This window comes from Pseudomonadota bacterium, from assembly GCA_018823135.1.
Lineage (GTDB): Bacteria > Desulfobacterota > Desulfobulbia > Desulfobulbales > CALZHT01 > JAHJJF01.
The window spans coordinates 21,597-42,342 of record JAHJJF010000018.1 but is presented as its reverse complement, the minus strand read 5'-3'; the positions used below and the strand labels follow the sequence as shown (position 1 = coordinate 42,342).

Annotated in this window: 19 protein-coding genes; 9 read left to right on the top strand and 10 right to left on the bottom strand. The window is 46.9% G+C overall.

Annotated features, from left to right (window positions below; all coding sequences use genetic code 11):
- Positions 1-120: 120 nt before the first annotated feature.
- On the bottom strand, positions 121-393 hold the full coding sequence (locus KKE17_01720; GenBank protein MBU1708700.1) for a HypC/HybG/HupF family hydrogenase formation chaperone: 273 nt from the start codon (positions 391-393) through the stop codon (positions 121-123).
- Between the two features lie 279 nt (positions 394-672).
- The gene (hypF, locus tag KKE17_01715) at positions 673-2,946 is read right to left on the bottom strand and encodes a carbamoyltransferase HypF (GenBank protein ID MBU1708699.1); all 2,274 of its coding nucleotides are present in this window, start codon (positions 2,944-2,946) and stop codon (positions 673-675) included.
- A 316-nt stretch (positions 2,947-3,262) separates the two neighbouring features.
- Between hypF and KKE17_01710 the strand changes: the two genes are divergently transcribed.
- The 3 genes from KKE17_01710 to KKE17_01700 are packed head-to-tail and all read left to right on the top strand — an operon-like array spanning position 3,263 to position 5,720.
- Positions 3,263-3,628, top strand: a complete 366-nt coding sequence (locus KKE17_01710) for a response regulator (protein ID MBU1708698.1) — start codon at positions 3,263-3,265, stop codon at positions 3,626-3,628.
- An 18-nt stretch (positions 3,629-3,646) separates the two neighbouring features.
- Positions 3,647-5,143, top strand: a complete 1,497-nt coding sequence (locus KKE17_01705) for a HAMP domain-containing protein (GenBank protein MBU1708697.1) — start codon at positions 3,647-3,649, stop codon at positions 5,141-5,143.
- Positions 5,136-5,720 (top strand): hypothetical protein, encoded by a 585-nt coding sequence (locus KKE17_01700; protein MBU1708696.1) that lies wholly within the window; start codon positions 5,136-5,138, stop codon positions 5,718-5,720. Before KKE17_01705 ends, KKE17_01700 begins: the two co-directional genes overlap by 8 nt.
- A gap of 5 nt (positions 5,721-5,725) precedes the next feature.
- Here the strand turns inward: KKE17_01700 and hypB are convergent, their stop codons facing one another.
- From hypB to KKE17_01670, 6 genes are all read right to left on the bottom strand, one after another.
- Entirely contained in the window at positions 5,726-6,460 is a 735-nt protein-coding gene (gene hypB, locus KKE17_01695; protein MBU1708695.1) for a hydrogenase nickel incorporation protein HypB, read from the bottom strand.
- A 52-nt stretch (positions 6,461-6,512) separates the two neighbouring features.
- Positions 6,513-6,848, bottom strand: a complete 336-nt coding sequence (gene hypA / locus KKE17_01690; protein MBU1708694.1) for a hydrogenase maturation nickel metallochaperone HypA — start codon at positions 6,846-6,848, stop codon at positions 6,513-6,515.
- A gap of 57 nt (positions 6,849-6,905) precedes the next feature.
- Positions 6,906-7,454: a hypothetical protein gene (locus KKE17_01685; GenBank protein MBU1708693.1), complete on the bottom strand. Its 549-nt coding sequence runs from the start codon at positions 7,452-7,454 to the stop codon at positions 6,906-6,908.
- Positions 7,455-7,491: 37 nt separating this feature from the next.
- On the bottom strand, positions 7,492-8,079 hold the full coding sequence (locus KKE17_01680) for a methyl-accepting chemotaxis protein (protein ID MBU1708692.1): 588 nt from the start codon (positions 8,077-8,079) through the stop codon (positions 7,492-7,494).
- 115 nt (positions 8,080-8,194) lie between these two features.
- Entirely contained in the window at positions 8,195-8,947 is a 753-nt protein-coding gene (locus KKE17_01675; GenBank protein ID MBU1708691.1) for a hypothetical protein, read from the bottom strand.
- Between the two features lie 227 nt (positions 8,948-9,174).
- Positions 9,175-10,011: a carbonic anhydrase gene (locus KKE17_01670; protein MBU1708690.1), complete on the bottom strand. Its 837-nt coding sequence runs from the start codon at positions 10,009-10,011 to the stop codon at positions 9,175-9,177.
- A gap of 473 nt (positions 10,012-10,484) precedes the next feature.
- On the opposite strand from KKE17_01670, the gene KKE17_01665 reads away from it, so the two are divergent.
- Genes KKE17_01665 through KKE17_01650 form a run of 4 tightly spaced genes read left to right on the top strand, consistent with a single transcriptional unit; the run spans position 10,485 to position 14,506 of the window.
- Entirely contained in the window at positions 10,485-11,525 is a 1,041-nt protein-coding gene (locus KKE17_01665) for a 4Fe-4S dicluster domain-containing protein (GenBank protein MBU1708689.1), read from the top strand.
- Between the two features lies 1 nt (position 11,526).
- The gene (locus KKE17_01660; GenBank protein MBU1708688.1) at positions 11,527-12,426 is read left to right on the top strand and encodes an FAD/NAD(P)-binding protein; all 900 of its coding nucleotides are present in this window, start codon (positions 11,527-11,529) and stop codon (positions 12,424-12,426) included.
- A gap of 2 nt (positions 12,427-12,428) precedes the next feature.
- Positions 12,429-13,235: an NADH:ubiquinone oxidoreductase gene (locus tag KKE17_01655; GenBank protein ID MBU1708687.1), complete on the top strand. Its 807-nt coding sequence runs from the start codon at positions 12,429-12,431 to the stop codon at positions 13,233-13,235.
- Positions 13,232-14,506 carry a Ni/Fe hydrogenase subunit alpha gene (locus tag KKE17_01650; protein ID MBU1708686.1) on the top strand — a complete coding sequence of 425 codons (1,275 nt, stop codon included), beginning with the start codon at positions 13,232-13,234 and terminating at the stop codon, positions 14,504-14,506. The genes KKE17_01655 and KKE17_01650 overlap by 4 nt, the downstream gene beginning before the upstream one ends.
- A 316-nt stretch (positions 14,507-14,822) precedes the next feature.
- On the opposite strand, the gene KKE17_01645 is transcribed toward KKE17_01650, so the two are convergent.
- Complete coding sequence (locus KKE17_01645; protein ID MBU1708685.1) at positions 14,823-15,836, bottom strand: peptidylprolyl isomerase; 1,014 nt, start codon at positions 15,834-15,836, stop codon at positions 14,823-14,825.
- A 245-nt stretch (positions 15,837-16,081) separates the two neighbouring features.
- Here KKE17_01645 and KKE17_01640 point away from each other — a divergent pair, with 245 nt between their 5' ends.
- Together KKE17_01640 and KKE17_01635 are read left to right on the top strand one after the other, a co-directional pair.
- Positions 16,082-17,284: a DegT/DnrJ/EryC1/StrS family aminotransferase gene (locus tag KKE17_01640; GenBank protein MBU1708684.1), complete on the top strand. Its 1,203-nt coding sequence runs from the start codon at positions 16,082-16,084 to the stop codon at positions 17,282-17,284.
- A gap of 484 nt (positions 17,285-17,768) precedes the next feature.
- The gene (locus tag KKE17_01635; protein ID MBU1708683.1) at positions 17,769-19,700 is read left to right on the top strand and encodes a hypothetical protein; all 1,932 of its coding nucleotides are present in this window, start codon (positions 17,769-17,771) and stop codon (positions 19,698-19,700) included.
- On the opposite strand, the gene KKE17_01630 is transcribed toward KKE17_01635, so the two are convergent.
- Entirely contained in the window at positions 19,701-20,477 is a 777-nt protein-coding gene (locus tag KKE17_01630) for a class I SAM-dependent methyltransferase (protein ID MBU1708682.1), read from the bottom strand.
- Between the last annotated feature and the right edge of the window lie 269 nt (positions 20,478-20,746).

Genomic DNA, 20,746 nt, shown 5'->3' with positions numbered 1-20,746 from the left:
AGCACTCAGCACTCAGCACTCAGCACTCAGCACTCAGCACTCAGCACTCAGCACTCAGCACTCAGCACTCAGCACTCAGCACTCAGCACTCAGCACTCAGCACTCAGCACTCAGCACTTGTCATTCCTCACTCGTCACTGCAAATATATCTATGCCTTGCTCTTTGGTTGCCTTAATGAGTTCCTGCCAGATTTCAAGGGTTTTTCGGGCCTCATCTTCGTCAATTGCCGAGATCGCAAATCCGGCATGCACCACAGTGTATTGGCCAACCTCAATTTCCGGCACATATTCAAGGCAGGCCATATTAAAGGTTCCGGAATAATCGATCCGGCCCATCTTCAGGCCTGCCTCTTCATAGATTTCAACCAGTTTTCCCGGTACGGCTAAACACATTTTTAAAGTCTCTTAAGTGAATAGTGATAAGTAAATAGTGACGAGTCAATAGTAAATGAATGTCGTTAATTTAAGGATTTGTTTCATTTTAAAAGAGAATATTGAATATCGAACAAGGAATTTCGAACTGAGGAAGTAAAAGAAAACACTTCGAAATTCGATATTCCTTGTTCGATGTTCTGCGGTTCGTTTCGAGAAAATTCCCTTAACTTCATGACATTGAATAGAAATAGTGACAGGCTTAAAGGTGTTTTATATTTTTTCCTCACTCCTCACTCCTCACCCCTCAGCACTCTTTAAATATTCTCTGCCGATAACAGCCTGACCAAGGGAGATGCATCCGTCATTAGTGGGGACCAACGAATGGGTAAGCACTGTAAAGCCTGATTTTTCAAGTTCAGGGATCAGTCCGCAGAATAAAATCTGATTCTGGAAAACACCGCCGCTCAACGCCACGGTTTTAATCCCGGAATCTTTTGCTGCTCTGATGGTAATCGCAGTGAAAAGATCAATCAAGGTTTTGTGGAAACGGCGGCTGATTTCCGACATTGTCCGGCCGCTCCTGACCGCCTCGGTAACTGATCTGATTATCGAACGAACCGGGAGATGAAGTATTCCATCGTGAGCCGTGAACTCAAAATCAAAGGATTTTTCGGCAATGCCGTTTCCGGCCTGCATGAATTCTATGGCTGCCTGGGCCTCATAGCGAATTATCGGTTTGCCGCCGCAGATTGTTGCCACTGCGTCAAAGAGTCGCCCGCAACTGCTGGTCTTTGGACAATTCACATCTTTTTCAAGCATTTGGCAAATTGCCGCAATATCGTGCCCGGCCAGAAAAGGCAGGTCCGGCAGAGTATCATGTGCCTGGTGAAGATAGGCCACAGCCGTGCGCCAGGGTTCCTTGATGGCAATATCGCCGCCCGGAAGCGGCATTTCTTCAAAATGGGCATAGCGCTTATATCCCTTGAAATCACCGATCAGCACCTCGCCCCCCCAGATTGTGCCGTCCGCGCTATACCCGGTGCCGTCCATGATAATGCCGATAGCCGGGCCGTCATGGAGGTTTTCTGCAAGGCACGCCGCAAGATGGGCGTGATGATGCTGCACTGCAAGCAGTCTGCAGCCCTGTTCTGTGGCCCATCTGCTGGAAAGATAGTCCGGGTGGAGATCATGGATAATCATTTCCGGGGTGCAATCAAAGATTGTCTGCATATGGTTGATTGTCCTGGTGAAAAAATCATAGGCAGGAAGATTTTCAAGATCGCCGAGATGCTGGCTCATCAAGGCGTGTTTGCCGCGCAACAGGCAGACGGTGTTTTTGAGATGCGTGCCCACCCCTAAAACAGTGGGGCCGGCGTTTTTAATAAAAACCGGAACAGGCACATACCCCCGGCTTCGTCTGATAATGCGGGTCCGGTCATGCAGGTGGATGACTACGGAGTCATCGTTTCGCAGATAGATGTCGCGGTCATGGATAAGGAAATAATCGGCAATTTCCTTGAGCCGATGAAATGCCTCATCATTATCAATGCAGATGGGTTCCTCGCTGATATTGCCGCTGGTCATAACCAGGCAGTCTAGATTATTCTCAAAGAGCAGATGATGTAAAGGCGTGTACGGCAGCATTACGCCGACGAGATCGTTTCCCGGTGCAATGCAATCCGAAAGTATCTTGTCGAGCTTCTTGCGGGCCAGAACGATGGGGCTCTGGGGAGAGATGAGGAGCGCCTCGTCCATGGGATGCAGTTCACAGATTGACCTGGCCGTCTCAATATCTTTTGCCATGATTGCCAGGGGCTTTTCTTCACGTCTTTTCCGCTGCCGCAGAAGTTTTACCGCTGAATCGTTTCGGGCGTCTACTGCCAGGTGAAAACCGCCAAGGCCCTTGATTGCGATGACTTTTCCATGTTTGAGGAATTGTTGGGTCTGTCTGATGGCATCTGTCCTATTGGCTATTTCTTCGCAGTCGGGAGAACACAGGGCCAATTGCGGTCCGCATGCAGGACAGGCATTGGGCTGGGCGTGAAAACGGCGATTTTTCGGATCATCGTATTCCTGCCGGCAATCGTCGCACATGATGAAATCCCCCATGGCTGTTGACGGTCGATCATAGGGGATATTATTAATAATTGTATAGCGGGGCCCGCAGTTGGTGCAGTTGATAAAGGGATAGAGATACCGTCGGTCTTCAGGATTGAAAAGTTCTTCAAGACAATCTTTGCACAGGGTGATATCAGGGGGTATCAGGGTGCAAGCCTCAGTTGATGCAAATGAAAGGGCTATGGAAAAAGCCGTGTCTCCCTGCGGTTCGATAGTTTTCGTTATAATTTCGTTGAGTTCCGCTAAAGGCGGGGAATTTGTTTGAATCGCGGTTTGAAATGATTCAAGATTTTTCAGTGACCCTTCCGCCTCGATTATCACCCCTTTGGCGGTGTTTGCTACAAATCCTGCGATTTTATGCTTTGCAGCCTTACAATAGATGAAAGGGCGGAAGCCCACACCCTGGACGATTCCGCTGATTGCAATTTTCCATCGGATAATTTTGGCGGGCATAAGGTTTTGTCGAAAGGGGGGATTTTTTAGTAAATTCTGATTTCTTGTCTCAAGTGTATATAAGGGAAGACCTTGGTGCATGAATATTTCATCTTATTTCATAAGAATCTGATGGGTATTCTAGTCTATTTTGCCGTAAAGCTGATGCTGATTTTTAATGAGATGTTATTTTTAAGTAAAGCCTCTCACGCTTCTTTCCCTTGAAATTTGCCGGCAAAGGAGTAATGATTAAGGTCTATAGGCGCGTACTTTTTGAGAATAATCCTCTGTCAAAAGCAGTTACCGCCCTCCAGATAAGGGCTTGCAGGTATTAACGATGAAGAAAGTTTTGTTGATTGATGATGATCCAACCATGCGCGGCATGATCAAGCTTCTCCTTGAGTTTGCAGGCTTTGAAGTCATCGAGGCTGATGACGGCCAGCAGGGGATTGATAAGTACCGCGAGCTGCAAACGGAGCTGGTCATAACCGATATGGTAATGCCCAACAAGACCGGTCTTTCAATGATTAATGATCTGCTGCAGGAGTATCCGGATGCAAAGATCATTGCCATGTCGGGAGGTGCAGCCATTGATGCGGACCGTTATCTGACGGTTGCCGATAAGCTCGGGGTGGAACATATTCTCAAAAAGCCTTTTACCCAGAAGGAATTGTTTGACGCTATCCAGGATTACGGTTTCTGACGAATATCGGGAAGAGAGATGAAGCTGACAATTTATCAAAAACTCATGCTCGGTTTTGCTAGCATTATCGGGATCATGGTTATTTCAAGCGCCTATATTCTCATCGCCCTTGAAAGTGTTTCCGATTCCGCCAAAGTCACCCTGTCTTCCAATGTCAGAAGTATTGATCTTGCCAAGCAGCTGCAGATCGATCTTTTTGACGAGGAAGGCTATCTTCAGAAATATCTTATTTCAAAAGACCAGGCCTATTATGATCTGTTTTTTGAGGTGTCCGGCCGTTTCGCTCGGAATATCCGGGCCTTGCGGAATGCGCAGGCAGACCCGGCCATGCAATCCCTGGTGAACAATATCGGTTCCACCCATGAGTATTTTGTCATGGAATTCAGTTCCATGCGGCAGAATCCCGGCAGCGTCGGGACCATCCAGGCTGTAGATAACTGGCTGAAGGCACTTGGACTTCAACACCGGACGCTGGATCACCTGATCAGTTTGAACCAGCTTACAATCGGCGATGCCATGGCCAGGGTTGAGTCCACTACCCGTAGGTCGTCGCATGTGGCTTTGTTCCTGGTCATTTTTTCCTTTGTCGGAGCGACGGTTATCGCCCTGCTTATCGCCCGGACCATCACAAGGCCGATTGCCAAGCTGATCCGAGGCACGGCGAAAATCACTCAAGGCCGGTTTGATCCGGTAATCGTCGACACCGGCGATGAGACTGAATTGCTTGCCCGGGCGTTTAATGAAATGGGTGAACGGCTTATGAAATCAAACGAACTCAAAGCCGAGATGATGCAGCAGATTTCCCATGAACTGCGGACGCCGCTTCAGACTATCCTGACTGCGAATGAAATTCTTGAAGGCCAACGACTCGGCGAGATCAATAGTAAACAGCAGAATCTTCTTACTTCAATCCGGGATTCCACCAATATGATCGCCGCTTTCAGTGATCAGTATCTTGATATCGCCAAAGTCGAAGCGGGCATGATGACCTATTCATTGAAATCCCTTGACCTGGGTGATCTGGTCCGGGAGATTGTCCATGAAATGAAGATAGTTGCTGAGCGAAACGAAATTGCCCTGAATTATTCCGTCGCGCAGAATCTGCCGAAAATCAAGGTTGACCCGGACAAGATCTGCATCGTTTTGCGAAACCTTTTGAGCAATGCGGTAAAATACTCCCTTGCGGGAGGAGCGGTGCATGTTGACGTTGCGTCTAAAGGTTTTTTTCTGGAAATACAGGTCCGGGATCAGGGCGTCGGTATTCCCGCTGAAGCGTTTGAACATGTTTTTACCAAGTTTTATCGGGTCAGGAATAAGGCGCATAAAAAGGTCATGGGGACCGGTCTGGGTCTGGCAATGGTCAAGGCCTTTGTCGAGGGGCACGGCGGCAATGTCAGGGTTGAAAGTCTGGAAGGCAAGGGCTCGGTGTTTACTGTTGAGCTTCCCTGGGACCCTCAGTCTGCTTCATTGAATCAATTGCCAGCCCCGGCAGACGGGAAACTGGTCTATGATTAAGCTTTGTTCTTGTATCATTGTGTTATTTCTCATTTTCGGTGGATGCGCGCCGATTCTCCAGAGTTTTGAAGAAAAAAGATTAGCGGGACTTGAATTCGAACGTGCGCAACGTCTTGAAGATGAAAGGAAATTTCCTGAAGCAACCCAGGAGTATCTCGCTCTTACCCAGAAATATCCATCCACAAAAATCGCCTTGACCGCGTCCCTCAAAACCGCGGCTCTATACAGCAATTTTAATAATCCTGAGATGGATATCCAGAAGGCTTTTGCCTGGTACAGGAAAATTCTCAATTCAGATGTGTCGGCTGCAGAGCAGGAACGGGTGGCTCACTCTTTGGGCTTGGTTGAGCAGATACTTGAACTTCAGAAAGAAATGGCGCAGGCGCAAAAGGAAAACGGTCTACTGGTCGCCGAAAACCGCCAACTTCTTTTGGGAAACAATAATATATCAGCTGAACTCGCGGACAAAAAATTGCAGATTGAAGCCCTCGAATCGCAACTCCAACAGGTCAGCGAAGCCCTGGCGAAAATGAAAGAGATTGATGTGAACCTCTCCAAAAGTCGTCGCGGCCAGTGATTTTTTTATCGATGGCTTAGCCAGTCCAGCCATTCACCCATGCCTTCACCGGTTTTGGCGGAGAGGATGAAGAATTTCAAGCGGGGATTGACGGCCAGGGCATTTTCCTTGCACGCCGCAATCTCAAAATCAACATAGGGTGAAAGATCGGTCTTGGTGATGACGCAGATATCTGCGGCATGAAACATGCCTGGATATTTCAGGGGTTTGTCATCGCCCTCAGTGACACTGATGATGACGATCTTGGCATCCTCGCCAAGGTCGAACATCGCCGGGCACACGAGATTTCCGACATTTTCAATAAACAGCAGGGAGTTGTCTTGCAGCGGAAGGCTTTGCAATGCTCTGGCAATCATCTCCGCATCAAGATGACAACCGGTTCCTGTATTGATCTGCACCGCAGGGACTCCTGTGGCTTCTATGCGTTCCGCATCACGGAATGTCTGCTGATCGCCTTCGATCACTGCAATCGAGAGATTTTTTTTAAGGGCAATAATTGTTTTTTCAAGAAGGGTTGTTTTGCCTGATCCCGGCGAACTTACGAGATTAAAGGTCCTGATGTTTTTATTTTTAAGAAATCGCCGGTTCTCCTGGGCCAGGAGATTGTTTTTGGAAAGAACATCCTCTTGGATTTCAATTTTCTTCTGGGGCGAATGATAATGATCATGTATGGATTTTGCGCCGGGTGCTTTGACGGTGAGAGAAATTTTTGAGTGACTGCAGCCGCATGTGTCGCACATAACAGGTTTCGCCTTTATCGGAGAAATGATTTGGGTAAATGAGCTAATTTTTTTATTCATCAACCGTGATTGAAATAATTTTTAAATCCATTCCCTGGATTATCTCGGCGGCAGGGTTGCCGCAGTCCGGACAATCATCAAAATGGGATTGGATAAAAAATAATGTTCCGCATTTTGTGCACTTTGCCTTGGCCTGTACATCATTGATCTGAAGCGCTGCACCTTCAGCAAGGGTCCCTTTTGTCGCCGCTTCAAAACAGAAGGTGAGCGCTTCAACCATTACACCGGCAAGGCTGCCGATTTCAAGCTCAACCATGTTTATTTTTCCGGCATTTTCCGCCAGCCCATTTTGGGTGGCGATTTCAACGATATTCATCGCCAGTGACATTTCATGCATATGCGCTATTCTACATTATTTTGTTTAGTGCTGGAAGGGGAGCTTCAATTACTGAACAATATGCTGTTCGGCATACTGGGCGAGAACTTCGTGGATTTTTGAAGAGGGTGATACTTCAAGATAGTGGGTCAAGACCACATGGGCGATCTCGTGGGTAATAACTGCAAGAGATGCATCCTGGGTCGATATATAAACGGTGTTGTCGCGAGGGGCGTAGAACGCGATATAAGGGACTTTTCTCCCGTATTTTTCCCTGTGCAGATTCTGAACATCCAGACTGGTCGGTAAGAGTACAACCTTGAATTGAAGGTTTTCCGGAAACATTTCCAAGACCTCCTCAACCTTTTCGACAATTACATCCAGTTTATCAGCCACCTCTTCGGAAATCGTCAGCGAAGTCTTGTTTTTCAGCATGTATTCCAGATTGTCGATTAACAGATTCCGGTTGAGTTCCTGGAGCGTGATTTCGTCACCAAAATCGATAGTTGTGAATCTGGATCGGATTTCCTCTGCGTGACAGGGATGTGCCCAGGAAACAATAATCAGTATTGCCAGGGTGACGGCATATGAATTAACTGTTTTGGTATTAGTGTTCACTGTGAAAGTTTAATGCTGTTGAGATTTGAAAAAGGGCTCACGGTTTATTCACAGTGAACAATGAGACGGAATCACTGATCTGCGTATTTAATTCGGTGATTTTTTGGATTTCAGCCTGGAAATTGCTTGAATCCGGCAATGACTCCTGTGAGTTCGCGAGTGCATTAAGTGAGGCGGTAATTTCGTCAGAATAGTCCTGCACGTTGGAAATCTTTTCTGCGATCAGGAAATTAAAGCGGGTAATTTTGTCGGCCAGTTCATGCCCTTCATCATTTTTCCGGAAACTGATTCCCTCTGACAAATTGCCTTCAAGCATCAAATCATACAGCGCTTCAATCTTGTAAAGCGGTCCGGCAACTCTGTGGGTTATGATCAAGGCGCCAACAACGATTGCAAGCCCTCCGGAAAGTATTGTAATCCAGTGGGTACTCAGCAGGCTTTTAATGAAAAATATTGAGGTATTGCCCATCTGCAGATCGTTGTTGTCATAGGTGATTGTCATGGAATCAGGGATGGAGAGGGCTAGAATTGCCGCCAGGCCGCCGCAGCCGATCAAAAAGAAAATGAAATAACTGAAAATGTATTTTCCCTGAAGGTTCTTCTTGATGAAATAATTTCTTCTCATGTAGTGGTGTTTCACTTTTACGATCCCGTAAGTTTTGGTTGAGGAAAAAAGGGGCTGTTTATTTTTTTTCTTTCCGGCGCATGATGAAAAGTGCAGAAGAATCTCTCGGAGTTTACTAATCTTTTTTTGTAATGAAATTTTGAATGGAAGCTTCACTTTCCAATAAAGAAGTCCATGTATTAATTGCACTGGTTTTTTTGTTCTTGGTGAGAATTGCTTTAATTTCTTGGTTTGATGGCGCTTGCGAGGGAATTGTTTTTGGACCGGTTATTGATTCAACCCGGTAAACGATGAAGAAGTCGCCTGATTTGAGCGGAGTGGTCATGCTGCCTTCTTCTGTGATCACGACCATATATTTGAGTTCGTTTGATAAATTGTTAAATTGCAGGTCGAGCCGGGCGCCGTTTTCGTAAGAACCGTTTACTGCTTCTTTTTTATTGTTGAAACGGTATTCGGTTAAATTGATTGTTGATCCAATGAGCGATAAGTATTTACCTATTTCATCTTCGGTGACATCAACGGAGATCGATTCCATCTTTCTGTTTATCAGAGTTTTTATCAGTGATTGTTCATAGTAATTTTTTAATGAAAGCCGAAAGTATTCCTCTTGATCAATTCCCTCCTTCTGTGCTTCCTGGATTAAAAGCTGCCTGGTAATAAGAGAATTGATGAAATAATCTGTGTCAGCAGTAGTTTTAGACTGCAGGTTTTGAATTTTTTTGTATTCAGCCATTGATATAATTTTATTATTTATGATCAAAGCTGGTTCGACAATTTCTTTTTTTTCTGTAAACCAATTATTCCTGAGCAGGAGAGAAGCAGTGCATATAAATAATAATATAAAACTGATGTATACAATATATTTCATGATATTGTTCTCATTAAAGATAGAAAGGTTGCAGTCTTGGCTGCTATTATAATAGGAATGTAACTGATCTTAATTTAGAGAGATTGTAGCATCTCTTTAGCTGATTCAAAGAATCATCAATAACATATACAATGGAGTGCGGAGTAAAAAAAACAGTTCCGGAATAACTTCCGGAACTGTTTTGCAGATGCCTGTTATTGGTGCTCGCTGTCAGCAATGAGAAGTATCTACTTTTTTTGTGGAGCGTGATAACCGTAAGTCACTTCGGCGGAGGTGTAATGGGTGTCCGGGGCGATGCTTCCTATGCGTGCAAGAATTTCTGTTTTGGTGAGAAACCTCATGGCCGAGTGCTTCATGTATTTATCCGGGTTGGTTTCGCCGTTAATATTTGTGATGACCAGTGCGCCCTGGCCTTTCTTATAATGATTGTTGAAGTCATAAACCGCGCCAATAATTACCAGATCTCCGGATTTAACCTTTGAGGCATAAAGTTGATTTGCATACGCCACCTGGTAGTCGACGTTTCTCTCGATGTTTTTCGTCCAACGGTCATCGAACTGGCCGCTGCCGTTATCAACGGATAACGGGGTTTTTAGGGGGGCGAGCTCGGCAATTATGCCGACTGTCTCTTCGGATATATCGCCCATTGCTGCCTTGATGGCGCCGCAGTTCGAATGGCCCATGACTAATAATATTGACGTTGAAAGATGGTGAATGCCGTAATCAACGGAACCTTCGGCATTCTGTATTTGATTGCCGATATTTCGTACCGTAAAGATTTTATTGCTCGGGTCCATGCCGAAAAGGTTGTTCTGGACACGGGAATCAGCGCATGTAACTACGGTGAGAGTCGGGTTCTGCTGGTTTTGAAAGGACTGGAAATAGTCTTTTTCCAGGGCAACAACAAAGTCCCGGTTGCCGCGGATTATTTCCTGTAGAACAATACTCGGAGATCGGACGGTGTAGACACTGGTCCGATCAATACTGCCGGCATAACAATCTGAATTCATGGTGAAAAACATGGATACAGCCAATGCCAATATAAGATGCTTTCCGGTGTGCATTTGTTTCTCCTTCCTCATGGCCTTTTCCCGTAAAATTGAAACTTCCCCGCTGGAAATAACATGTAATAGATTATACATATTAGCTTCATTCATACGTCAAGAATATTCAATGAAAAAAATCGAAAATGATTAAAATTCATCAAGGTTCATTGATCGTGACGATCATGGAGCGAAACTGTATTAATGTATTATAAAGGCTTTTGCAAAAAACATGCCGCAATGAAGTTCTCTGTATTTAGGGCTTTATGTGGGTTTTTCGGGTGGTTTCGTTTGTTTTTTTCAGCTTGAATTCCGGAAAGCTGGAAATTTCTTTCCGAAATGTCGGATGTGGTTGTTCCAAAACTGATACTTGAGAGAACAATAAGGACTTTGATAGATGTAATTATTTGTGGAATAATTTATTATCTCATGTATAAATTATCCCCATATCTAATCTGACTTATTTAACAAAATGTAAGTGTTGAGGTAAGGGGATGCTATTTAAAATTTTTTCTAAAAAAGAGCTTCCGATTCTTTTTGAGGTGCTTTCGGTTAATCCGATAATCGGCCCGGTACAGATAGCTTCAGATAGAAAAGGTCAGCCTATTTATTCATTTGATATTGTCTATGATTTTAATGAGTTGAGGCTCGACTACACCACTACCAAATATTCCGCCAAGAAATATTTTCTGCCGTATCTGGAGACGCTCTGCTCTTTTAATGTCAGCCCGGAGTCCTGGGAGAAAAAGGTAGATTTTAATATATACAAACCCTTTGTGTTTTTCGGGATGCACGCCTGCGATATCAATGCCCTTAATAAACTCGACAAGGTTCTCATGGAAAGCGTCTACCCGACGCCGTATTACGCCAGTAAACGTAAAAATATGTTTATAATCGGTATGGATTGCGCGCCTCAGCCTTTCTGTTTTTGCCGGTCCATGGGCACTGATACTGTTTTCAATGGTTTTGATATGTATCTGACTGATATCGGAGACAGTTTTTTTGCGGAAATTGTCTCTGCGGAGGCGTTTAATTATCTGAAATCAATAACCACGCGAGAACCCACCGGAAAAGACCATGCCTTGTATCTGGAAACTGTGAAGGCCAGGGAGAAAAGCTTTACCGCCAAGGTTGACACCACGGACCTTACGAAGATTCTCGATATGGAGTTTCATTCGGATGTCTGGAAGACCTGGGGCGAAAAATGCCTGTCATGCGGGACCTGCGCCAATGTCTGCCCGACATGCTACTGTTACGGGGTTGAAGAACAGGTTGACATGGATCTTAAGGGCGCTGTAAAACTCAAGCATCTCCATTCCTGTAACCTCATTGATTTTGCCGAAGTGGCGGGTGGGCATAATTTCAGACCGGAGAGTCATACCCGGTTGAAGTATCGCTATTATCACAAACATCGGGGGTTTGTAGAGGCGTTTGAGGAATCCCTTTGTGTGGGGTGTGGTCGTTGCGGCGAGGCATGTCTTGCGGATATAACGGTGCCTGAAGTTATTTCAAGTGTGCGCGGGGAGGAAGCCTGACATGGAATCTCTTAAATTTATTGATGTTCTTGAACAAAGCCAGGGGCTCAGGGCTCATGATTTCAAAACTTTTGAGTATACGTACCAGGCTGAAATTACCAATGTTTATCCTCTCACCGAAACGGAGAAGCTGTATCAAATCCAGATAAAGGATCCTGAAAAACGGCGGCTGTTTTCTTTCAAGCCTGGGCAATTCGTTATGCTTGAACTGCCGGGCATCGGCGAGGCGCCTTTTTCCATATCCTCTTCGCCCATCCGTCATGGCGATATTGAATTATGCATCCGGAGAGCCGGGAATCTGACGAATTTTCTTTCCCGCGTCCAACGGGGCACTCAGGTCGGGATCAGCGGCCCGTTCGGTACGTCCTTTCCCATGGAGAAAATGTACGGGCAGAATGTACTGCTGATTGCCGGAGGATTGGGGATTGCCCCTCTGCGCTCCCCGGCTTTATCGGTTCTTGAAAACAGAAGTCGCTATCAAGAAATTGATATTATCTACGGCGCCAAGAGGCCGTCTGAACTTCTTTTCACCTATCTGTACGATATGTGGCGCAAATTCGACATCAACCTGAACATTATAGTTGATGAACCTGATGACGCCTGGCAGGGGCCGGTGGGGCTGATCACCGAGATTCTCGAAAAAAGAATAGCCGCCTATGGGAATTCACTGGCCAAAGATACCTATGCAATTGTCTGCGGCCCGCCGATCATGTTCAAGTTTGTCTGCAAAATGCTGATTGATGCAGGGCTGCCCATGCAGAAGATTTTTGTTTCTCTTGAGCGACGCATGCATTGCGGTCGGGGAAAGTGCTGCCGCTGCAATATCGGCTCGACTTACACCTGCCTGGAAGGCCCGGTTTTTGACTACTGGTCGGTGATGAATCTCAAGGAGGCGATCTGATAATGTCTGATTTATCCTATCTCGGTGTGCCCCTCGCGCGTCCAAGGGTCGCTTTTTTTGAACTGACTTCCTGTGAAGGATGCCAGTTGCAGATTATCAATAATGAATCCAGCCTGCTTGATTTTCTGTCCCTGGTTGAGGTGGTAAATTTTCGCGAGGCGATGAGTGAAAAATCCGATGAGTATGATATCGCCTTTGTTGAGGGAAGTGTTACCCGCGCAGATGAAGTGAAGAGGCTTCAGGAGATACGGGCAAACGCCAAGATTCTTGTGGCACTGGGGTCCTGTGCCTGTTTCGGTGGGGTCAACCAGTTGAAAAATCGGTTCAATGATCTGGCCTGGGTAAAAAAGCAGGTTTATGGAGACTTTCCCGTGGAGACTGAAGCATCAAGGCCTTTATCCGCTGAAGTTACGGTTGACCTTGAAATATACGGTTGCCCGATAAAAAAGGAAGAAGTTGAAAGAATCGTCACCAATCTGGTTGTCGGCAAATCCGTCCGCCACCCCAAATATCCGGTATGCATGGATTGCAAGGCCAATGAGAATATCTGCCTGTTTGACCTTGGTGAGCCGTGTCTGGGGCCGATTACCCGGGGGGGATGTGATTCCTGGTGTCCGAATAGTCGCATGGGATGCTGGGGATGCCGGGGGCCTGCGGAAGTGGCTAATATTGAGCAGATTCAGGAAATCATGACAAAACACGGGTTTTCCCGGGAAACAATGCTTGACCGGCTTGAATGTTTTGGGGGATTTTCCTCAGTTGTCGAGGAATTGCGGCAGAACCAGGAAGAAGAACAGGAGAGGAAATGAAGGTTTCATGCGATGTGAATGTGCATCACCTGACCCGTGTTGAGGGTCATGGGAATATCAATATCAACATCCGTGACGGAGTTGTGAAAGAGGCGCAATGGGAAGTCGTTGAAACGCCGCGTTTTTTTGAAGCGATGCTCGTGGGCAAGAAATGGGAAAACGCCCCGTATATCTGCGGCAGAATCTGCGGCATCTGCTCCATCGGTCACACCCTGGCAAGTATTCGTGGGGTTGAAAATGCCTTTGGCATAACCCCCACTGGCCAGACCGCCAAACTGCGCCTTCTCCTGAAACATATGGAGACCCTGCAGAGCCATATTCTGCATCTTTATTTTCTTGCCGCCCCGGATTTTGTCAATACCGGCAGTGTGCTGCCGCTGATCAAGACCCATCCCGATATAGTTCAGCGGGCAATGCGGCTGAAACTTCTGGCCAATGACGCCTGTGATATTATCGGCGGCCGCCGAATGCATCCGACCCGGACAGTGGTGGGGGGATTCACCATGCTTCCGGAAAGAAAGGAACTTGAGGGTATCAGGAAACGTCTCAAGGCCTGTTCCGACGACCTGGCGCAGACCGTGGAACTATTTGCGTCATTTGAAATACCGGACTTTGTCCGTGAAACCGAGTTCGTATCCCTTGAAGGCACCGGGGATTATCCCTTTATCGGCGGCGATATCATCTCTTCGGATGATGCGGAGCAACCTGAAAGCGGCTACCGGAAAATGACCAATGAATATTGTGTTGATCATTCCACCTCAAAGTGGAGTAAGCTTTCCCGAGAATCATTTGCGGTGGGTGCTCTGGCAAGAATTAATAATAATTTTGACTATCTTAATCCCCTTGCCTTGGGTTTTGCAGAGAGTTTGAACCTTGAACCGGTCAATCATAATCCCTTCATGAATAATCTGGCGCAACTGGTTGAGTGCGTGCATGTGGTTATGGATTCTGTTGCCATTATTGAAGGGCTTTTAGGGAGCGATTGGCAGGAGTCCCGCCAGCCGGTTACTCCCAGGGAAGGAGTGGGCGTCGGCGCGGTTGAAGTGCCGCGCGGTATTCTCTACCACAGTTATGAATTCGACGCTCAGGGCAGGATTAAAAGCTGCGATTGTGTGATTCCAACGAGCCAGAATAATGCCAATATCCATTACGATATTATCGAGCTTGCCCGGCAGTGTTCGGAGCAGGGCAAGACTGACGTAGAAATCAAGCGGCTAGCTGAAATGCTGGTGCGGGCCTACGACCCATGCATATCCTGTTCCGTCCATTAGCCCGGTGTTTGATGGGCCGATCAGTCCGAATCTCCTGCGCATAAAGGCTATCCGCATACTAGAGTATAGCGGATAGCCTTTATACTTGAATCTTCAACCTGCTTGACCCATCAAAAACCGGGCTTAAGTGTAAAGACTTTTTTGTCATGCTCCAAAATATCGAGATGATTGTTGATATACACAACGATTGACAGTCACCTCGGATCTTCAGCAATAGTGAATCCTAATTAGCCGAATTAGATATTATTAAGATCTAAACTTCAACATGGCTAAATCATCAAACACCGGGCTAAAGTTTTATACGGAAGTTATATTCCTAGAAATCAATAAGTTCCACTTCAAATACCAGGGTCTCGTTGGGTGGGATGGGGCCGACACCTTGGCTGCCGTAGGCAAGGTCCGGTGGGATTATGAGAATACGTTTTTCTCCCTTTTTCATGTCAAGAAATGCCTGATCCCAGCCCTTGATCACCTGATTTTGCCCCACCGGAAACTGAAACGGCTTGCCACGGTCCACTGAGCTGTCGAATTTTCCTCCATCAAGAAACATCCCGGTATAATGTGCGGTTATCAGGGTGCCTGGAGCCGGTTTATCCCCGGATCCTTCCGCAAGAACCACATATTTGAGACCGGTAGGCGTTGTTATGGCGTTGGGCCATTTTTTCATGATGAGTGCATCGAGTTTTTTGGTCTGGCGGGTTTTTATATTTTTCCTGAGTTGGTCAAAAGTCCCCTGGTCGCTTTTGAAGGCTTTGGCTTTTTCGCCGTTCCGGATAATGTTGACGGTCTTGATCCTGTCGCCTTTCTGGATTTTATTGACAACGTCCTGGCCGGTAACAACTTTTCCGAACACCGTGTGTTTGCCGTCCAGATGCGGGGTTGGGACGTGGGTTATGAAGAATTGACTGCCGTTGGTCCCGGGACCTGAATTTGCCATGGAAAGAATTCCCGGGCGGTCATGTTTGAGGGCTGGATAAAATTCATCTTCGAATTTGTATCCCGGGCCGCCGCGACCGCTGCCGTTGGGGCATCCGCCCTGGATCATGAAATTGGCAATCACCCGGTGAAAGGCCAGTCCGTCGTAATATTTGCCTGAAGTTCTGCCTGCAGTGTCATGGAAGTCTTTGGTCCCTTCGGCGAGTCCGACAAAGTTTGCAACGGTGATCGGTGTTTTTTCAAACTCGAGCTTCACGACAACAACCCCCTGTGTGGTGTCGATTCTCGCAAAAAGGCCGTCTTCAGAAAGCTCGGTTGCCGCTTGAAGATTATGTAACGGGAAAAGAGCAAAAAGCGTTATTGCGCATAAAACGGTGAGAAGTATTTTGTTCATTGAAACCTCCGATATATTTTTATAAAGTTCAAGTTTCTTATCCTCCCGCATAGGCATTTGTCAAGGACGGCATTTTTTTGCGGCATGACTCATGGCCTTTTTAAGTATATTTTTTTCAGTAATACCGGATCATGAATAATGCAGGCTTGCAGTTGATTTTTATGATTCCGCCTGCTATGAAACATGGTATATGCATACAAAAAATAGTCTTGTTTTAGCAAATATATCTTAATTAGGAGGGCGTGATGCCGGGATTTGAAATATTTGGCGAAGAAGAAAAAAAAGAGATCATGGATGTCCTTGATACCGGTGTGCTTTTCCGCTATGAGTTTCCCGAGCAGAGAAAAGGGGTGTACAAGGTTCGTTCTTTTGAGGAAAAGTTTGCAGCCTATTGCGGCGCAAAATACGCCCAGGCGGTAACATCCGGAACCGCGGCGCTTAAAGTTGGTCTGGCAGCCATGGGTGTCGGCCCTGGAGATGAGGTTGTCACTCAGGGGTTCACCTTTGTCGCTACCTGGGAAGCGATTCTTGATGTGGGTGCGGTCCCGGTTTTCTGCGAAATAGATGATACCCTGAATATGGACCCCGATGATCTTGAAAACAGGATCACCCCCAGGACCAGGGCGATCATTCCGGTACATATGATGGGTGCCCCGGCCCGGATTGAAGAAATTGTCGCCATTGCCGACAAACACGGAATTCCTGTACTGGAAGATACGGCCCAGGCTGCCGGCGCCAGGATTAAGGGCCGGCATCTCGGGACCTTCGGTAAATGCGGCACCTTTTCCTTTGATGCGGTGAAGACCATGACCACCGGCGAGGGCGGCATGATTATTACCGATGACGAGAATCTCTGGCGCCGGATGTCGGAATATCAGGATCATGGCCACGACCATGCAGTGAATCCGGGCGGCAGGGGCGGCGAGGGCAGGAGTTTTGTAGGGTTCAATTACCGGATGATGGAACTCCAGGGAGCAATCGGCCTTGCCCAGCTTGCCAAGCTTGATGGTATGGTTGTTGCCCAGAAAAAGAACAAGGCCGCTTTGCGGCAGGCTATTTCGAAAATTCCGGGGGTCACTTTCCGAACCATTCTTGACCCGGATGGGGATTCGGCAACCTTTATCGCCTTCATGCTGCCCGATGCGGGCAAGGCACGCGCAGTAAATGAGGTGCTGAAGGCAAACGGCGCCGGTGCCGTTTATTTTGCTGAGAATACCTGGCATTATTATCCGAAATGGGAACATCTGCTCAATGGCTCCACATTGGCGAAAAGCGGCTGGCCATTCATGGAACCTGGCGGCAAAAAACGAGTTGTCTACGACCCGCAGGTTTTACCCAAATCCGCGGCAATAATGAATCGCACCCTTGTCTATCAGGTGCCGATCAAGCTTTCAGCCGAACGATTGCTCCAGATAACCGCTGCTCTCAAAAAAGCCGCTGCCGTGTAATCCAGCCACCGGATATTACCCTGACGGCGCGTTCTGCGCCTTCCGGAATTTCAACGGAAATACCCTGCGACTGGAGAATTATAAATCTCAAGTCGCGGGGTAGATGTTCATTATTCCTGTTCATTTTTAATTTTAATTGTCCTCTCTGATTTATTTGACTTAATTAACGTTGAGGATATATCGTTAATAATAATCAGTAGAAGAATACTGAATCTCACTTTGATCAAAAGAAGCTGATCCCCAGAGTTAGTAATAGCTCTCATCATTGTTTGCATTGGTTGAATAGTAAGTTTACAATTAATGAAACCCTTAACTGTTTATTGATTAATCTACTTCCGCCTGGGAATATTCAGCTAGGCCGCTGGCCAATGAAGCTTGCCGCTTTAGACTTGCGAACCCCAAAGGGCTGGGGAAGCCAGCGAAACAGGTGCTTTAGCTGGGAAACGTTTCGCATCGTATTTGAAGCGAAGATGAGGAGAAAAAAATGGTTTCATTTCAAAATGTATCTTTAAAATGGCGTTTGCTTGTCGGTTTTATTGCCTGTGCACTTTTTACCGGAGTTGCCGGCGGTGCGGGTATTTTTTCGTTGCGCCAGCTGCAAAGCAATATGAATGTTTCTTCCGGTGAAATTGTTTCAACCATTGACTCCCAGAATCTGCAGGCCCGTCGCCTCATCCCGGTTCGTTCCCTGGTTTTATCCATAATCAATTCCGAAACAATCGCGCAGCTTGACCAACATCGCAAAGCCCTTGAGAGGGTCAAAGGCATTACGGCAGGGAGTGAGGATTCAGGTCAGGAGGATGTGTTTGATAGTGTTGAAGTGTTATTAGGCCTGAGAGAAAAATATATTCGGACCTCCCTGGCCTTGACGGATCAGACGGCCAATACCCTTGAAACCACGGAGAAAATTACTAAACTTGCCTCGGAAGCGGAAAAGAATGCAAAAAAAGAATCCGATAAGGAAATTGAAGGCGGGATGAAAGGGATCAGGGAGCAATTTTCAAAAGCAGCTTCCGGCAAGGGTCGTAATCTCAACATTGATGATGCGATCAACGATGTCAGCTTCATTACCGATCTGGCTATCTCCTCAATCAGGTCGGCGCTTTTTCTTCAGTCCGAGTGTTATCAGCTCAACGTTCTGCTCAAGGATGCCCTGGCTTCAAATGATCTGAAGCTGGTTGCTTCGACAAAGGACGGGGCCGCAAAACTTCTGCGCCAGATGGTGACGGATCTTGTCGAGTTGCCGGAAGGGGAGATGAAGCAGACAATTCAAAAGCTGATATCCGCCCTTGATGGTCTTACCGGGAATATGATCAACGCCAAGACGGAGATGATTCAGGCGGACAATCAATTGAAGACTACTTCAGAAGAGATATTCCTTCGATTACAGGATGTTGACCAGACAATTCTCAATTCAGCCCTGGGCACGAAAAATACCGTGAAGAATTCCTTGATGGCCAATACTGAATTGGTCAACCGCTGGCAATTTATTCAGGTTCTGCTGGGCGGCTTCGCCTTTGCGCTGGCCCTTGCATTGGGCATTGTTATTGCCGGGTTCATTACCAGGGCGATTAACAGGATTTCACAGGGTTTGAGCAACAGCTCGCATCAGGTTGCCAACGCCGCGCAGCAGCTTTCCTCTTCCAGTCAGTCTCTTGCCGCAGGAGCGTCTCAGCAGGCTGCGTCCATGGAGGAAACAACCTCTTCGCTTCAGGAAATTGCCTCAATGACCAGAAACAATGCCGAGAACGCCCAAAAGGCAAATTCGGTTATGGAAGAGACAATCCAGGCGGTGGGCGACTCCTCTCAGGCAATGGATCGTCTTAATATCTCAATGGGGGAGATTGCCGCGACAGGCGAAGAAACAAGAAAAATCATCAAAACAATTGATGAAATAGCCTTCCAGACCAATCTTCTCGCGCTGAATGCTGCAGTTGAAGCGGCAAGAGCAGGGGAAGCCGGCGCCGGTTTCGCCGTTGTTGCCAATGAGGTACGGAACCTTGCCAAGCGGGCAGCGGAAGCGGCGCAGAATACTTCCGTCCTGATTGAGGAGTCTTTAGGGAAAATACACGAAGGGGAGGGCCTGGTTTCCGCAACGAATACTACCATCAAAGGAATGGCAGGAAAAGCCGATCGGGTACGACAGATGGTTTCGGAAATTCGCTCGGCCTCCCAGGACCAGTCAAACGGTATTGAGCAACTCCTTGAAGCTGTGGACCAGATAAACGATGTGACCCAGAGGATAGCGGCAAATTCAGAAGAGTCCGCCAGCGCCTCCGAAGAACTGGGAGCCCAGTCGGGTGCTCTTGAAGATGTGGTTGACGAGTTGGTTGTCCTTGTCGAGGGTCATGCCGGAAATAAAGCTGATTCTGCGAGAGCCGGGCAGAGGTTGCTTCCAGGCTCTGACGATTTTTAATTACCTGAGATAGATATCATACCGGTGGTTTTGGGATTTGGTCGATAGAGACGGGGCTGGGCCTTCTATGGGAGGGGCGGCCTTCGGTCGTTTGATCACCACTCGTTGTCTGGCTGTCTTGATTGCTGTTTCCAGCAGCTCTGGCGCATCGCTGTCATATCCTGCAATTTCCCGTAAAATCCGCATCTCCTTTTTAACCAGGGCGCTCTTGGTGCGATATGGAAACATCGGGTCGAGATAGATGGTCTGGGGACAGTTCCCATCCGAAAATTTCTTCATTAATTCTATGCTGTTCCCTGTGACTAATATCATTCTGGAGGCAGCGGCAGCGGTTCTGCTGTCGTTCATCGCCCGGTTCAATCCGTCTTCAAGAAGAGCTGCAATGATTGGCGACCGCTCCATCAGGGTCACTGTGCAGCCGAGGCTTGCAAGGACAAAGGCATCTTTCCCCAGACCGGCGGTGACATCGAGGATTTCTGGCCGCAAACCGGGTTTTAGACCGCAGGCTTTTGCCAGTGTCTGTTTTATCCCCCCACCATGTTTGAGCCGGTAGAGTAATGAAGCGTCGCTGAAATCTACAAAAATCGGCCCCAGGGGCGAGGGCGTAACCCGTTGCAGTTCCAGGTGTTTTTCCGTAACACCAAGAAGATAGGGGTAATCCGTTACCGGTGATTCGATAAGGGGCAGGCTCAAACGGCTTGAAAGCTCCATTGCGATCAGTTTCGTATTGGTGCTGCAGGTTATTGCTGCATGAAGTTTTTCCGGTAACATATCCATATATTATCAGTTTGCATGAGTGCGCATCTTTGAGGTGATTTGTACCTTTTCTGTTTTGCATTGGATGCACTGTATCACACATCATTCCAAAAAAGATCATAAAACAAGGCATAATTATATTTTGTAATAATACAGAAATGGTATAGATTGTTGATTAAGCATAACAATAAAATTGTGCAAAAAAGTGGTTGACATTAACTGTTTGATGGATTATTTACCTGACATTTTAATGATGGACCTCTGTGGGCATCACAGGTAATTTCTATAAT